This window comes from Modestobacter roseus (assembly GCF_007994135.1).
GTDB classification, from domain to species: domain Bacteria; phylum Actinomycetota; class Actinomycetes; order Mycobacteriales; family Geodermatophilaceae; genus Modestobacter; species Modestobacter roseus.
Window position 1 is genome coordinate 4056514 of record NZ_VLKF01000001.1, and the last position, 15514, is coordinate 4072027.

A 15514-nucleotide genomic window follows, 5' to 3' on the forward strand; every position below is an offset into this window, starting at 1 on the left:
CCCGCTCCTCGGCCGCACCCCGTGAGCCCGGGCGCCGGCTGGTTCAGCCGCCGAGCAGGTCGCCGACCAGGCCGGCCGGGGAGTCCGCCGCGTCGTCGGTGGGGGAGGGGGTGGGCGTGGCCGTGAGGGGCGGGACCTTGATGGGCGGCGCCTCCGTGAGCACGGGCACCGGGGCCGGCGTGGTGACGACCGGCGTGGGGGCGGCGTGCGTCGGCGTCTGGGTGGGCGTGCTCGGCGTCGGCTTGACCGGGGTCGTCGTCACCGGCTTGGGCGTGCCACCGGGCGTCTGCGGCGTGCCGGACGTCGGGGTGCCGGACGTCGGGGCGTCGGGCACCGGCTGGCCGACGACGACCGGCGCGGGCGCCGCGGGGCTGCTCGGGTCGGCCGCGGCGTCGGCGGGGGCGACCGGCTGGTCGGTGGCCGGGCCGGCGTCGGCGACCTCGATGACCGTGGTGTCGGAGTCGCCCGCGGCGTCGTCCGGGGTGGCGCCGGGGGTGGACGGGCGGCTGTAGGCGTCGCCGATGCCGGCGGTGCTGCCGCTGAGCTCGCTGCCGCGCTCGAGCTCGGCGAGGGTGTCGTCGGCGCGGTCGGGGACGGCGGCCACCTCGGCCGCGACGGCGTCGTGCAGGCCGAGGCCGGTGCCGGAGCGGGCGAGCACCGGGGCCAGCGCCATGACCACGAGCGCGCTGCAGGCCACGATCTGGGTGGTGAGGCGGCTGCCGGTGCGTTGGCGGGGCGTGCTCGCGGCCTCGGGGCGGCGCCGCTGGCCGGTGGGGTGCTGCGCGGCGGGGCGGCCCTGCCCGGCGGTGCGGGCGCTGCCGGTGTGCAGCGGCGGGGGCGGGGGCAGCTCGCTCGCGGCGTACCGCGGGGTGCGCGGGGTGACCAGCGGCGGGGGAGGGGGCAGGTCAGGGGCGCCGTATGCGTAGCGGGGGGCAGCCGGGGCGGCCTGCGGCTCGGCCGAGACGGCGCGGTGGCGGCCGGTCTCGGTGAGCGTGGTGCCCGCATCGATCCGACGGTGGCGGCCCGTGGTCTCCGGCCCCTGTGCTGCGGCGTGCACCGTGCTCCCCCTGTTCCCCGCCGGCTGTCAGCCAGCGATGAAGAAGATAGGGCGCGTAGTCACCCGTGCACAGACCGCGACCGCGTGTCTCCGCGCGACACGCGGTCTCGTCAGCGGGGGGTCTCCGGCAGTGCCTCGTCGCTGAACTCGTCGGCGTTCTGCCCCAGCGAGTCGGTCTTCAGGTAGCCCCACATGCGCTGCGCGGTCACGTCGTCGAGGTAGACCACGCTGGCCGCGCCCTCGGTGCCGGTGCCCAGCACCGGGGCGGTGAAGAACTCGACGTCCGCCGGCCGCAGGCTGCGCAGCGAGTAGGCCATGCCGAGCATGTCGCCGTTGCTCAGCCCGTCGTCCACCGCGACCGCGCTGGTCACCGCCAGCAGGGTGTCGTCGAGCGCGGCAGGGGAGGAGAACACGTCCCGGCTGAACAGCTGGCCGAACATCGCGCGCAGGTAGTTCTGCTGCCGCTTCACCCGGTCGAAGTCGCCACCGGGCAGGTCGTAGCGCTGCCCCACGTACCACCGGGCCTGGTCGCCGTCGAGGTGGTTCAGGCCCGCCTCGAAGGTGTACGGCCCGTTGCTCGTCGTCTCCTGGACGACGACGTCGACCCCGCCCAGGTCGTCGGTCATCTGGATCAGGCCGTCGAAGTCGATCGCGGCGTAGTGGTCGATCCGGACGCCGGTCAGCTGCTCGACGGTCTGGATGAGCAGCGTCGGGCCCCCGAAGGCGTACGCCGCGTTGATCTTGTTCATGCCGTGTCCGGGGATGTTGACCCAGGAGTCGCGGGGGATGGACACGACCTGCGCGTGCTCCCGGTCACCGGCGAACCGGGCGATCATGATCGCGTCCGAGCGGGCGTCGGGCGCCTCGCCGGGTGCGACCTGCGACCGGGTGTCCGAGCCGACCAGCAGGAACGTGATCGGGTCCTCGGTCGCCGTCTCGGCGGTGGGGGAGGCGGCGGCCGGCCGGCTCTCCTCCTCGATGCCGGCGAAGACGTTGCCGACCCGGTCGACGTTGCCGCCGTAGCGGTTGAGGAAGAACCAAAACCCGCCGCCGACCACCAGGGCCAGCACCAGGCCGAGCACGCCCAGGCTGATCAGCGTGCGGCGCAGCCGACGGCGGCCGCGGGGCTGCTCGTCCCAGGCGTCGCCGGCTGCGTGATCGGCGTCCAGCGGCGCGCCCGTCGCCGGCTCGTCGTCCGGTCCGCGCTCGGTCATCTCGGTCCCCGTGATCGGTGGCAGGTGGCTGCACGCACGGTAACCGCGCAACCTGGCCCGCAGGGCTGCCGGCGAGCACGATCACCTGAAGGGGCCATCACCCGCACGTGCCGGCCGGGGCTCCCCGTCGCTCGGCGTGATGGAGTCGGTCACCCGTTCGCGCGGCGGCCGGTGGCGCCGTTCCGGCACGGCCCCCTACCGTTCTCCCCGGTACGAATCCGGACACCCGGTCCGGGCAACAGAGAGTGGGCTCATGAAGATCTCGGTCATCGGCTGTGGCTACCTCGGCGCGGTGCACGCAGCGTCGATGGCTGAACTGGGCCACGACGTGGTCGGCGTCGACGTCGACCAGCCGAAGATCGAGGCGCTGCAGCAGGCGCGCGCCCCGTTCTACGAGCCCGGCTTCGAGGAGCTGCTCGGCCGCACGCTCGCGTCGGGTCGGTTGCGGTTCAGCACCGACATGGCCGACGCCGCCGAGGCCGTCGTCCACTTCGTCTGCGTGGGCACCCCGCAGAAGCGCGGCGAGTACGCCGCCGACCTGCGCTACGTGGAGTCGGCCGTCGAGGGGCTGCTGGCCGCGCTCAAGCCCGGTGACCTGGTCGCCGGCAAGTCCACCGTGCCGGTGGGCACCGCCGCCCGGCTGGCCGAGCTGGTCGAGAGCAAGGTGCCCGGCGCGATCCTGGCCTGGAACCCGGAGTTCCTCCGCGAGGGCTTCGCGGTCGAGGACACGCTGCACCCCGACCGGCTGGTCTACGGCCTGCCCGCCGGCGCCGACGGCGACACCGCCCGCGCGCTGCTGGACGAGGTGTACGCCCCGATCGTCGCCGCGCAGACCCCGCAGGTGATCACCGACTACGCCACCGCGGAGATGGTGAAGACCGCGGCCAACTCCTTCCTGGCCACCAAGATCTCCTTCATCAACGCCATGGCCGAGCTGTGCGAGGCCACCGGCGCCGACGTCAAGCAGCTGGCCGACGCCATCGGTCACGACGACCGGATCGGCCGCAAGTTCCTCAACGCCGGCCTCGGCTTCGGCGGCGGCTGCCTGCCCAAGGACATCCGTGCCTTCATGGCCCGCGCCGGGGAGCTGGGCGCCGACCAGGCGCTGACGTTCCTGCGCGAGGTCGACAACATCAACATGCGCCGCCGGATCCGGATGGTCGACCTGGCCCGCGAGGTCTGCGACGGCTCCCTGGTCGGCAAGCGCATCGCCGTGCTGGGGGCGGCGTTCAAGCCCAACTCAGACGACATCCGCGACTCGCCTGCGCTCAACGTCGCCGCCCAGCTGCAGCTGCAGGGCGCGGCGGTGCTGGTCACCGACCCGGCCGCGGGGGAGAACATCCGCCGCAGCTGGCCCCAGCTCGACGTCGCCAGCAGCGCCGAGGAGGCAGCCGACCGCGCCGACGCCGTCCTGCTGCTCACCGAGTGGCAGCAGTACAAGGACCTCGATCCGGCCGCCTTCGGCAAGGTCGTGCGGCAGAAGCGCGTGCTCGACGGCCGCAACGCCCTCGACCGCGACAGCTGGGTCGCCGCCGGCTGGACCTACCGCGCCCTGGGCCGCCGCGCCGGCTGACCTGACCGGAGCGCCTCCACTCTGGCTCGGCTGGGGTCGCGAACGGGTCACGATGTGCCTCACCAGCACCGCGGCTCCCGCTCTGCTGGCCGGGCGGCGCGTTCGGGCGTAAACGGCGCGCGCCGCTCCGTAGCTTGCGACGGCCAACCAGTGGTCGGTTGGTCGCCGACCACCGCGGTCGGTGCACCCGTGCAGCAGGAGAACCCGTGTCCCGTTCCGCCCTCCGCTCCGCCGGCCCGCTCGGAGGCGCACTCGGCCTCCTCGTCGGCGCCGCGGCGCTCGCCCCCGCCGCCTGGGCCGTGCCGGGGCCGAGCTCGGCCTGCGTCACCGCCGACGACCAGCAGCACGTCACCTGCACCTACGGCTACACGGGCGCCCCGCAGACCCTCGTCATCCCGCAGGGGGTCGAGACCGTCGACGTCGTCGCCGTCGGCGGTGTCGGTGGGAACGGCGCCACCTCCACCACCCTCGCCCAGCCGGCGCGGGTGGACGGTGCGCTCGACGTCGACCCCGGGCAGACGCTGTTCGTGATGGTCGGCGGCAACGGCGGGGACGCCACCACGGCCACCGACGGCGCTTCCGCCCCCGGTGGTGCCCCCGGCTGGAACGGCGGCGCCTGGGGCGGCGGCGCGATCGCCGGGCCGGGCGCGACCACCGACTCCGGTGCCGGTGGCGGTGGCGCCTCCGACATCCGCACCGTGGCCGAGGACCAGGCCGGCACCCTGGACTCCCGGCTGCTCGTCGCAGCCGGCAGCGGTGGTGGCGCGCACGTCCGCGAGGGCGGCTGGGGCGACCTGAACGGGTGGACCTACGACGGCTACGGCGCCAACGCCGCTGCCATGGGCACCACCACCGCCGGCGGGGCCACCGGCACCCTCTGGAGCTGGTTCGGCTCCCACGGCGAGTACGGCGTCGGCGGCACCGGCCGCGGCATGCCCGCCGGTGCCGGTGCCGGTGCCGGTGGCGGTGGCGGTGGCGGTGGTGGCGGCGTGTACGGCGGCGGTGGCGGGGCCATCGAGTCCAGCGGTGCCGGCGGCGGATCGCTCGCCCCGGCCGGCGGCACCACCGGCTGGAGCACCGACCACTCCGGGTCGATCGTCATCAGCTACGTGCTTCCCGCGCAGGCCGAGCCGGAGACCTCGACGCCTCCCACCCCGACCGGTCCGGTCGCCGACGGGCCGGTGGCGGCGAAGGTCTCCGCGGCGACGATCGTGCAGGGCAGCCAGCAGACGATCACCGGCACCGGGTTCACCCCGGGGGAGACGGTGCACGGCATCCTGCACTCCGACCCCATCGACCTGGGCACCGCCGTCGCCGACGCCGATGGCGTCGTCCGGTTCACCGTGACGCTGCCCGCCGACTTCGAGGCCGGCGGCCACAGCGCCGTGCTCACCGGTCTGGCCAGCGGGCGGGTGGCCACGGTCGAGTTCACCGTCGAGCTCACCGCCACCCCGGCTCCCGGCGGTGACCACCTCGCCTACACCGGCGCCAGCGTCGCGGTCCCGCTGCTGTCCGGCCTCACCGCGCTCGGCGCCGGCGGCACCCTGCTCGTTGCCGGACGGCGCCGGCGGGCGCGCGGCTGAACCGGCCGGTCGCCCGTGCCCGTTGCCGGGCGCGGGCGGCCGACCCGATTTCCCGGACGAGATCGTCCGTGCCGCGTGCATGACCTGGCGTGGCCCAGGGCACAGAGGGCCCATGCTGCTGGTGGTGCTCGCGTGCTGGGTCGTGTTGGCGATGGTGCTGCTCCCCGTGGCCGCTGCCCTGGGGCACGCTGGTCGCCAGCAGGACCGTCGGCACCGGGCCACGGAGGCCACCGCCCGTCGCCGCCGTCCGGCGCCGGTCTTCCGGTCCACCAGCCGCGCCGCCTGACCCGCGCGCGCCACCCCGTCGTCCGCACCGTCAGGATGGGCCGACCCCATCCCTGACGGAAGGCCATCGGTGTCCGACCACGACCTCGCCGCCGACCTGGCCACCCGCGCCGGGAAGCTGCTCCTCTCCGTCCGCGACCGCGGCCTGCCCGACGCCGCCGCCCGCAAGGCCGCCGGCGACGCCGAGTCGCACACCTTCCTCATGGCACAGCTCGCCGAGCTCTGCCCCGGCGACGCCGTCCTCTCCGAGGAGGGCGCCGACGACGCCGCCCGGCTCTCCGCCGACCGCGTCTGGATCGTCGACCCGCTCGACGGCACCCGCGAGTTCAGCGAGCCCGACCGCGCCGACTGGGCCGTGCACGTCGCGCTCTGGACCCTCGGCGAGCTCGTCGCCGGCGCCGTCGCGCTGCCCGCCGAAGGCACCACCATCGACACCGGCCGGCCCCCGACCGTGCCCGCCCGTGCGGGCGGCCCGATCCGCCTCGCCGTCAGCCGCTCCCGGCCGCCGGTGATGGTCGCCGAGGTCGCCACCCGCCTGCGCGCCGACCTCGTGCCCATGGGCTCGGCCGGGGTGAAGGCGATGGCGGTCGTCCGCGGCCAGGCCGACGCCTACGTGCACGCCGGCGGCCAGTACGAGTGGGACTCCGCCGCCCCCGTCGCCGTCGCCCGCGCCGCCGGCCTGCACACCAGCCGCATCGACGGCAGCCCGCTGCAGTACAACCGGCCCAGCCCCTGGCTGCCCGACCTGGTCGTCTGCCGGCCCGAGCTCGCCGAGCAGGTGCTCGCGGCCGTCGCCGAGGCGCAGGGGAACGCGCGCACCTGATCCCTGCGTCATCGGCAGTCGCGAACCGGTCAAGCACCGGCGCGCACCTGCCGATGGGGGAGACATGCCGTGGTGGGGATGGGCGTTGGTCGGATGGATCGGACTGTCCGTGGTGCTCGCCCCGCTCATCGGCATCGCGCTGCGTGAGGCCGACGCTCGGGAACGGGAGGTGCTCGGCGCTGCCCCCGCGCGCGCAGCCCGGGTCCGCCGCCGGCGCATCCCGCTGCCCCCGCTCTCCGCCGCGCTGCTGCTCACCGGCATCAGCCTCGAGGCCGTCGGCTTCGTCGTCCGCACCTCGGGCAACGAGCGCGGCGCCGGCCGGCTCTGGTCGATGGACCTCCCGCTCGCCGTGCCCCGCATGTTCGTCGCCGCCCTCTTCGCCGCCGCCGCCCTCGCCGCCCTGCTCGGCGCCGCCCGCGCCACCGGCCGCCGCCCGTGGTGGCTGGCCGTCGGGCTGATCGCCGCGGTCATCGCCCAGGTCAAGGCCGGCGGCACCGTGCACGTCGACGCGCTGCGGACCCTCGGCGTCAACGACCGCCCGCTGCTCGCCACGATCGGCAGCGCCGCCGTCGCCGGTGCCGTGATCGCCGCCCTGTTCGTGCTCAGCCGCAAGGAACGCCGCGACCGCCGCCGGGTGCTCACCGCGCTGGCCATCTACGCCGTCGCCGCCGCCGGCCTCTCCGGCGTCTCCGCGCTGGTCGACCAGGCCGGCGCGAGCGCCTTCTGGGTCGCCGCCGCCACGTTCGTCGAGGAGAGCGGGGAGGTGCTCGGCGGGGTCGCCGTCCTCACCGCCGTCCTGGTCGGGGTCGCGCCGCGGCTGGTGCTTCCCGCCGCCTGGGCGCTGCGCCGCCGCGCCGACGCCGAGACCGTCGACGCCCCCGCACCGCAGCGCCGCCCCGGCGACCTGCACTGGTAGCGGCCACTCGGTGCGATGCGCCGACGGCCGGCTCCGACACGACGTCAGCTGTCCCGGGCCGATCGAGCACACACTCCGGCACGAGCATGGCGGCACTCTGGCTGACGTTCGCGAGGCGCTGCAGTGGCCGGCGCGTGCCAGGGCTGCTTGGGAAGAACACCCGGAGCACGGGCGTCGTGTCGTCGCGGTCGGTGCAACTGCCGGCGGTCGGCGCTTGATCGCCTACCTGCTGCCCACGCCCTGGTAGGACGACGGCAGTGGCGAGTGGCTGGTCAAGTCAGCCAGATGGGTCGACCCACCGATGTGAACCACCGCGGCCACGACGCTCAGGGTCATACTTGCCACATGGCAACCGGCGACTGGGTCACCGACGAGTCGCTCTCGGCTGAGGAGACCATGCGGCGGTTCGAGTCGCTCGGTCCCGTCGAGACGGCCGGGCCTCCTGCTGTTCCCCCGACGAAGGCATGGGGAGCTCGGCTCACCCTCACCAACGTGACCGTGGGGGAACGATCGGTGTCGATGGGCCAGGGCGACGGACTCACCGTCAAGCCCTAGGCCGAACCGAGGTCATCACGGAACTGCTCGATCTGCTCCTCGGGAACGGCGATGCCGATCCTCTGCAACTCGCAGTTGCGGAATTCGACGTTCACCAAGCCGACGGCCCCCACCGAGCCGCGGCTGGCTGACACGGGCCAGAGCAGCGCGTCAGGCCCTGGCGCGTTGAACCGACAGCCCGACAGGGTCACATCATCGATCAGTCCGAGCACGGCTGGGCCGACGATGACGCAACTCTCGAACCGAACGTCGCGGATGACGTCTTCGAGCACGGTGAGATCCGCGATGCGCACCAGCTGATTGCGGTATTCACGGGTGCCGGGGTGGGGCGTGACCACCCCGGCACCGTTGCACAAGCTCCGCCCACCCCTCTGGCGGTCAGCGAGCCCGGACTGTCGGTCAGTTCTCCGGCTGCACCCGGCGGACGGCGCGCAGCGGGCCGCTCTGCGGCGCGACCGCGTTGGCCGCCGCCACCGTGTTCGGCTCTGGCGCCGGGAGCGGCTGCCGCGCACGGGGCCGCGGCAGCCGACGGCGCAGCGGCTCGGGGAGGTCGAACAGCCAGCTCGCCCACGGCCGGCCGTCGGCGAACACCGCCGCCGCGAAGGGCAGCCCCACCCCGGCCAGCACGGCGACGACGACGATCACCACCGGCTGGTCGACGCCCACCGCCCCCAGCGCCACCCGCACCCCGGCCACGATCACCACGTGCGCCAGGTAGACCGGCAGCGTCCGCCGTCCGATCGCGGCCAGGAACGCCGCCACCGGAGCGGACCGCGACAGCAGCACCGCGACGGCGAGCAGCGCCAGCGTGCCGGCCGCGGCGGCCAGCGCGCTCACCGCGCGGGTGAGATACCCCACGTCCTCCGGCAGCGTCCCGGGCACCGGCCCGAGCTGCAGCAGCGCCAGGAACACCGCGCCCGCGGCGACCCCGGCGGCCGCCCAGCCCGCCGCCGAGCGCTGCATCCACCCGCCGAGCCGGGCCAGCCCGAGCATGCTGCCCACCGCGGCGAAGGCCAGCAGCGACAGCCCGGTCAGCCCGACGACGTTGCGGTCCCAGCCCCACAGCAGCACGCCCACCAGCACCAGCCCACCGCCGGCCAGCACCTGCCGCGCCCGCCCGCGCCACGGCTGCAGCACCGCCAGCACCGCCGAGGCGACGAGCAGGAACGGCAGGAACCACAGGTGCGCGAACGGCTCCCACACCCGCACGATCGCGCCCCAGGGGCGCTCCAGGTTCTTGTAGTCACTGGTCAGCGACTCGATCGAGCTCTGCAGCGCGAACCACAGCAGGTAGAGCCACACCAGCACCGCACCCCGGTGGGCGAGGTATCCGGCGACCCCGCGCCGGGCCACCGACCGCGGGATGAACAGCCCGAGCAGCAGCGCCAGCGCCGGCATCCGGAACACGTACAGCGCCGCGTTGAGCCGCTCCAGCGGGTGCCCGTCGCCGATCAGCCCCGCGCCCACCATGCCGTCGATCGAGTGGTTCACCACCACCCCGATCACCGCGACAGCCCGCGCCACGTCGATGGCCGCCACCCGGGCGGGGGTGGCGTCACTGGGTGTCACGGGAGCCGACAGTAAGCGCTGCTCATGAACACCGCGCGGCCAGGAAGCAACGCCGCCGAGCTGCGCAAACACCGCTGTGACCTGGGTCATCGCGTCAGCCGGTCGGGTGACCCCCGCCTGTGCTCCGGCCGCGCACCGAGACCGTCCAGCGCCCTATATTCGGACGCGCTGTATGCGGGTGCGCCCCGCCCCCGTGCGAGGAGGACACCCCCATGAGCCCCAGTCGAGCCAGCGGCACGAGCCCCACGGGGCCGTCGCCGGCCGGTGGTGACGTGCCCGGACGCGCCGACACCTGGCCCGGCCCGTCCGCGCCCTGGACCCGGCTGCTCGCCGTCGCGCTGATCGGCGCGCTCGTGGGTGGGCTGCTCGGCCTGGTGGCCGGCCTCGCCTCCGGTGACCGCGCCAGCGCCAGCGCCACCGTCCAGGCGATCCCGGACGCCCGGGCGCTCGCCGGGCCGCTCGACCTGCCCCCGGTCGGCCTGGACGACAGCGACTTCATCGCCGCCGAGCTCGCCTGGCTCGACGAGCGGGCCGACGAGCTCGCCACCGACGACGTCGACCTCTCGGTCACCCAGGTCGGCACCTCCGACGCGCTGCGCTTCGCCGCCGACGCGCCCACCGCCGACGAGGCCCAGCAGGCCGTCACCGCGCTGCTCGACGCCTACGTCACCCGCCGGCAGGGGGGCGCGACCGCGGCCCTCGACGCCGCCCGCGAGGCGGTCATCGCCCGGATCGACGCCATCGGCGGCACCGCCGTGGGGGTCGGCCCGGTCTCCCAGGAGATCCAGCGCCTGCTCGGCCAGCAGAGCGCGCTCGAGGCCGCCGCCGCGCGGGTGCCCGGCATCGTCCCGGTGCTGCGCGCCCCCGCGGAGGAGCAGGCCGCAGGCGTCTCGCCCGCCCTGACCTACACCGTGCTGGGTGCAGTGCTCGGCGCCGTGCTCGCCCTCGCCGGCGCCGCGCTGTGGCGGGTCGCCTCGCCCCGGGTGTTCGACGCCCGGCTGCTGGTCGCCGCCGGCGCCCCGGTGCTGCTGCCCCGGCTGCCCGCCGGCAGCGTCCGGACCCGCGCCGACCGGGTGCCCGAGGGCCGCCCGAACGACGCCGCGCTCGCCGCCGCCCGGCTGCTCGCCCCGCAGCTGCTCGACGTGGGCACCGGCGCGCTGCTGGTCATCGGCGTGGACGAGAAGGCCGGCGCCGCCGAGGTGGCCTGGGAGCTCGCCTGGGCGCTGACCGCCGGCGGCACCCCGGTCGCCCTGCTCACCACCGGCGTCGCCGGCGAGCGCGAGCCCAGCCCCGGCCTCACCCTCACCGCCCTCCCGGCCGACGCCACCGCGCTCGAGCAGGCGGTCACCCGGCACCGGGCCGCCGGACGCCTGGTGCTGCTGCACGCCCCGGCGCTCGCCACCGGGCTGCGCGCCCCCGAGTTCGCCGCCCGCGCCGACCAGGCCGTCGTCGTCGTCGGCGAGGGGGTCTCCACCCTGGAGGCCGCGCTCGCCGCCGTCCGCGACGTCAGCGGGCAGCCCGGCGCCGCCCTGGCCGGCGTCGCGGTCACCACCGCCCACCGGCACGGCGGCACCCGGGGGCAGGCCCCGGCACCCCAGGAGTCCACCCCGCGGCACGCCCAGCCGGCCGGTGAGCGCGCCCCTGCTCAGCAGGACACCGTCTCCACCGAGGCCTGATCCGTGACCCAGGCAGCCGGGGAGGCCCAGGAGGTCCGCCGGAGCTTCGGGCTGCGCATGGTCGTGGCCGTGCTCGGGCTGGTGGCCACCTTCGGCACCTCGGTGCTCGCCGTCCGGGCGCTCGACGCCCGCCCCGCCGCCGGGTTCCTCGCCGTCCTCGGTGCGCTCATGCTCGGCCCGATGGTCGGCCGGCTGGGCCTGGGCCAGAGCGCTATCCGGGCCATCAGCGCCGCGCCCGGCCCCGGCGAGGTCGCCGTCCAGGTGGTCGCCCACCTGCGCGCCGTCGCGCTCCTCTCCCTGCTCACCGCACCCGCCGTCGCCTGGCTGGCCACCGCCGTCGTGCAGGACGACCGCGGCCGGGTGGTGCTGCTGGTCGCGGCGATGATCGTGCTGGAGACCGTGCGGCTCACCGTCAGCGACGTCTTCGCCGCGCTCGGCCGCATCCCCTGGTCGGTGGCAGCCACCCACCACAGCCGCTCGATCATCGCGCTCGTCGCCATGGGCGTCGTCGTCCTCGCCTCGGGCGGGTCGACGACGCTGCTGACCCTGCTCACCGTCTACGCGGGCACCTCGCTGGCGCTGCTGGCCGTCGTCCTCTCCGCACTCCTGGTGGGGCTGCCCCGGCGCGCGCGGGGCACCGGCCGCCGCTGGTGGGCGCCGATGCTCGCCGCCGTCGCCGCCGGGGCGTGGCTGTTCACCGTCGAGCTCGGCGCGTTCCTCGTCGGCCGCGGCGACGTGTGGCTGGCCGGCTGGGCCTTCGGCGCGCAGGACGCCCTGGAGTACTCCACCGCCAGCGTGCTGGCCATGCAGGTGACCGTGCTCGAGGGGCTGGCCAACATCGCCATCGCCCCGGTCGCCGCCCGGATGTGGGCCGCCGGCGAGCACGCCCGGGTGTTCCGGCTGCTGTCGGCCAGCGCCACCCTGAGCACCGCGGTCACCGTGCTCGCCGTCGCCCTCGCCTGGCTGCTCGGGCCGCAGGCCCTCGCCCTCTACGGCGACGGCCTCGGCGACGCCGCCCCTACCTCGGCGTGCTGGCCACCGGCGGGCTCGGCATGGCCGTCTGCGGCTCCTGCGCGGTGCTGCTCGTGGTCACCGGCAACGGGCGGGCCGCGGCCGGCTCGGTCACCGTCGCGATGCTCGTCGCCGTCCCGGCCGCGGTGCTCGCCGCCCGGCTCGGCGGCCCGCTGCCGCTGGCGGTCGCCAGCGCCGTCGCCACCGCGGTGCTGTTCGGCTCCTACGTGGTCGCCTGCCGGCGCACCTTCGGCCGCGCACCGCTGCCCACCCGCCACCTGAGGACCAGCCTGCTCGTCCTCGCCGGCCGGGACGCGGCGGCACCGGCCAGCCCGGAGACCGAGATCGTCGCCACCGGCGGGGGAGCGGCGTGACCGCCTCGCTGCGCGCCCGCGTCAGCCGGCCGCCGGACGTCGGCCAGCGGGTCGGCGTCTGGTGGCTCAACCCGGTCGCGCTGATCGGCATGGTCGCGCTGCCCACCACCTGGCTGGCCTACGCCATCCCCGACGACCGCTACCGCGCGCTGTGGCGCACCCCCAAGGTGCTCACCCTGGACTGGACGCTGTGGTTCACCGTCGGGCTGCTGCTGTTCATCGGCGGGGCGCTGCTGCCCGCCGCCCGCGGCCGCGCCCGCCGGGTGCCCGACTGGCCGGCGCTGTCCCCGGCCGACCTGCGGCTGCTCGGCCGCGCCGCCACGGTCACCTTCTGGCTGGTGATGGTCGGCTACGTCGCCTTCCTCCTCGCCGGCGCACGCGCGGGCATCTCCCCGAGCGTGCTGGTCGACATCCTGGTCGACCAGGAGCTCTACGGCGTCGGCCTGCGCGAGACCCTCGGCACCGTTCCCGGGCTGACCACGATGACCCAGTTCGGCGTCGCCTTCGCCGTCGTCACCGGGGTGCTGATGGTCGCCGACCCGGCGTCGCGCCCCCGCCACCTGCGCCGGCTGGCCGTGGTCTTCTTCCTCGCGCTGTGCCGGGCCTTCTTCCTCTCCGAGCGGTTGGCCCTGCTCGAGCTGCTCGTGCCGCTGATCGTGGTGCTCGTCGCCGGGCTCTCCCGGAGCTCCACCGGCGCCCGCCGCGCCTCGTTCCTGCCCGCGGTGCTGCTGCCGCTGGTGGTCGCCGTCTTTGCCGCCTTCGAGTACTCGCGCAGCTGGGTGTTCTACAAGGCGCAGGGAGGGCAGTCGTTCCCGACGTTCGTCGTCGAGCGGTTCGCCGGCTACTACGTCACCGCCTACAACAACGGCGAGATCCGGCTGCTGCACCAGACCGACGCCTCACTGCCCTACGACCTGCTGTCGGCCTTCTGGACCGCGCCCGGAGTGGGCAGCCTGAACCTGTTCCGCACCCTCACCGGCGTCGACCAGGAGAGCTCCTACACCGACGCGCTCACCACCTTCGGCAACCCCGAGTTCAACAACACCGGCGGTGTGGTCAGCCCGTTCGTCGACCTCGGCCTGCTCGGCGGGCTGGTGTTCTTCCTGCTCGCCGGCCTGGCCTGCGGGCTGCTCTACCGCTCGCTGCAGGAGGGCCGCACCTGGGGGCTGCTGCTCTACCCGCTCGTCGTGCTCACCCTCTTCGAGCTGCCCCGCTACCTCTACCTCTTCCAGGGCCGGGCCACCCCGGGCCTGATCGCCCTGGTCACCGTGGCCCTGCTGGTGCACCGGAACCGACGACGACGAACGGGAGCCCGGCTGTGACCCGCCCGCTGCGCTACCTCCTGGTGGGCACCCACGTGCCCGCCTCCGGCGCCGGCGGCGGGATGGTCCGCTACGTCATGGAGCTCGCCCGCGGCCTCGCCGCCCGCGACGACGTCGAGCTGCACGTGCTCGCCGGCGCCGGCGCGCAGGCGGCGTTCACCGGCATCGCCGAGCCCGACCGGGTGCACACCCTGCCCGGCCACGGCCCGGCCGGCTCCGCGATCGAGCGGCTGGCCGGCGGCCGGGTCGGCGGCCGGATGGACGTCGTGCACGGCACCAAGCACCTGCTGCCCCGCGGGGTGCCCGGCGTCGGCGTGCTCACCGTGCACGACATGCTCGCCCTGGACCGGCCCTTCGACTTCGGCCTGGCCAAGCGGTTGCTCGTGCGCGGGCCCTACCTCGCCTCGCTGCGCGCCGCCGACGCCCTCGTCTGCGTCAGCGCAGCGACCCGCGACCGGGTCACCGCCTACCTGCCGTCGGTGGCGCCGCGCGCCGTCGTCGTCCCGCACCCCGACGGCTCCAGCCTCACCGCCGTCGCCGCCGAGGAGGTGCCCGAGCTCGCCGGGCGCACCTTCGCGCTGGTGGTCGGGGACCCCTCGCCGCGCAAGAACGTCGGGCTGGTCGTGGACGCGTGGGCGCAGGTGCGCCGGCACGCCCCCGACGCGGTGCTGGTCGTCGTCGGGCCGGACAGCTGGGGCCCCAGCGACCGGGGGGATGCCTTCGCCGCGCTGGTCGCCGCGGGCGCCGTCGCCCCGATGGGGCACGTCTCCGACGCCCGGCTGCGCTGGCTCTACGAGCACGCCCGCCTGGTGCTCTGCCCGAGCCTGGCCGAGGGCTTCGGGCTGCCCGCGGCCGAGGCGCTCGCCTTCGGCGCCCCCGTGCTCACCAGCGAGGACCCGGCGCTGGCCGAGGCCTCCGCCGGCCGCGCGGAGCGGCTGCCCGGCCGCCGGCCGGAGGTGTGGGCCGAGGCGGTGCTGGCGCACCTGCGCACCCCGGCACCCCCGCGCACCCCCGTCCCGGCCCGGCGCGGCTGGGCCGACGTCGTCGACGAGACCCTGGAGGCGGTGCGGCGTGCCGGAGCCCGCTGACGTGACCACCATCCTCGCCACCCCCGTCTACGGGGAGGCGCTCACCGTCGCGCACGTGGCGACCGGCGCGGCCGCGCCGCTGGCCGCCGAGGTCGCCCGGCTGCAGTCCGCCGCCGGGTGGACGGTCACCGACGGGGCCGACGACGCCGACACGGTGGTGCTCTGGGGCCTGACCGCCGGCGCCGCGCGCGACGAGCTCGCCGGACGGCGGCCCACCGTCGTCGTGCTGGATGCGGCCGACGTGCGCACCGTGCTCACCCGCCCGACCGCCTGGGCCCGCGAGCTGCGCCGGTCCGCGGCCACCAGCCTGCTGCTGCTCCCCGCCGAGCTCGCCGAGCGCTGGACCCGCTGGGGCCCGCCGGTGCCGCTCGCGCACCGCCCCGCCGGGCTGCCCGACGAGGCGGCGGTCACCGTGCTGTCGGCCTGGGTGGCCCGGGCGCACGCCTACGGTCGCCGCGCGGGCTGACC

The 15514-nt window shown here is 75.9% G+C and carries 15 protein-coding genes; 11 read left to right on the forward strand and 4 right to left on the reverse strand.

The annotated features are described in order from the left end of the window. Positions 1–43 precede the first annotated feature (43 nt). On the reverse strand, positions 44–1057 hold the full coding sequence (locus JD78_RS19370; RefSeq protein WP_153362444.1) for a hypothetical protein: 1014 nt from the start codon (positions 1055–1057) through the stop codon (positions 44–46). Positions 1058–1167: 110 nt separating this feature from the next. Beyond that, positions 1168–2271, reverse strand: a complete 1104-nt coding sequence (locus JD78_RS19375; RefSeq protein ID WP_153362443.1) for an LCP family protein — start codon at positions 2269–2271, stop codon at positions 1168–1170. 253 nt (positions 2272–2524) lie between these two features. Here JD78_RS19375 and JD78_RS19380 point away from each other — a divergent pair, with 253 nt between their 5' ends. The 6 genes from JD78_RS19380 to JD78_RS19405 all read left to right on the forward strand — a co-directional run bounded on the left by JD78_RS19380 (position 2525) and on the right by JD78_RS19405 (position 8006). Continuing rightward, positions 2525–3844, forward strand: coding sequence for a UDP-glucose dehydrogenase family protein (locus JD78_RS19380; protein ID WP_166521327.1), 1320 nt, complete (start codon positions 2525–2527; stop codon positions 3842–3844). Positions 3845–4050: 206 nt separating this feature from the next. Further along, entirely contained in the window at positions 4051–5427 is a 1377-nt protein-coding gene (locus tag JD78_RS19385; RefSeq protein ID WP_208104159.1) for a glycine-rich protein, read from the forward strand. A gap of 112 nt (positions 5428–5539) precedes the next feature. After that, a complete protein-coding gene (locus JD78_RS19390; RefSeq protein ID WP_166521329.1) occupies positions 5540–5713 on the forward strand; it encodes a hypothetical protein in 174 nt (57 codons plus the stop codon). Between the two features lie 69 nt (positions 5714–5782). Next, on the forward strand, positions 5783–6535 hold the full coding sequence (locus JD78_RS19395) for a 3'(2'),5'-bisphosphate nucleotidase CysQ (RefSeq protein ID WP_166521330.1): 753 nt from the start codon (positions 5783–5785) through the stop codon (positions 6533–6535). 85 nt (positions 6536–6620) lie between these two features. Next, entirely contained in the window at positions 6621–7451 is an 831-nt protein-coding gene (locus JD78_RS19400; protein ID WP_243731088.1) for a hypothetical protein, read from the forward strand. A 345-nt stretch (positions 7452–7796) separates the two neighbouring features. Further along, positions 7797–8006, forward strand: coding sequence for a hypothetical protein (locus JD78_RS19405; RefSeq protein WP_153362688.1), 210 nt, complete (start codon positions 7797–7799; stop codon positions 8004–8006). Here the strand turns inward: JD78_RS19405 and JD78_RS19410 are convergent. Both JD78_RS19410 and JD78_RS19415 read right to left on the reverse strand, forming a co-directional pair. Next, entirely contained in the window at positions 8003–8344 is a 342-nt protein-coding gene (locus JD78_RS19410; protein WP_153362687.1) for a hypothetical protein, read from the reverse strand. The genes JD78_RS19405 and JD78_RS19410 overlap by 4 nt on opposite strands. Before the next feature lie 61 nt (positions 8345–8405). Beyond that, a complete protein-coding gene (locus JD78_RS19415; RefSeq protein WP_166521332.1) occupies positions 8406–9575 on the reverse strand; it encodes an acyltransferase family protein in 1170 nt (389 codons plus the stop codon). A 212-nt stretch (positions 9576–9787) separates the two neighbouring features. Between JD78_RS19415 and JD78_RS19420 the strand changes: the two genes are divergently transcribed. The 5 genes from JD78_RS19420 (at position 9788) to JD78_RS19440 (ending at position 15512) form a co-directional block, all read left to right on the forward strand. Next, complete coding sequence (locus tag JD78_RS19420) at positions 9788–11251, forward strand: hypothetical protein (RefSeq protein ID WP_153360460.1); 1464 nt, start codon at positions 9788–9790, stop codon at positions 11249–11251. Positions 11252–11254: 3 nt separating this feature from the next. Next, entirely contained in the window at positions 11255–12544 is a 1290-nt protein-coding gene (locus JD78_RS19425; RefSeq protein ID WP_166521333.1) for a teichoic acid transporter, read from the forward strand. A gap of 88 nt (positions 12545–12632) precedes the next feature. Beyond that, entirely contained in the window at positions 12633–13958 is a 1326-nt protein-coding gene (locus JD78_RS19430; protein ID WP_153360464.1) for an oligosaccharide repeat unit polymerase, read from the forward strand. Next, positions 13955–15046 carry a glycosyltransferase family 4 protein gene (locus JD78_RS19435; protein WP_228395166.1) on the forward strand — a complete coding sequence of 364 codons (1092 nt, stop codon included), beginning with the start codon at positions 13955–13957 and terminating at the stop codon, positions 15044–15046. Before JD78_RS19430 ends, JD78_RS19435 begins: the two co-directional genes overlap by 4 nt. 1 nt (position 15047) lies before the next feature. Then, positions 15048–15512: a hypothetical protein gene (locus JD78_RS19440; protein WP_153360466.1), complete on the forward strand. Its 465-nt coding sequence runs from the start codon at positions 15048–15050 to the stop codon at positions 15510–15512. The last annotated feature ends 2 nt before the right edge of the window (positions 15513–15514 follow it).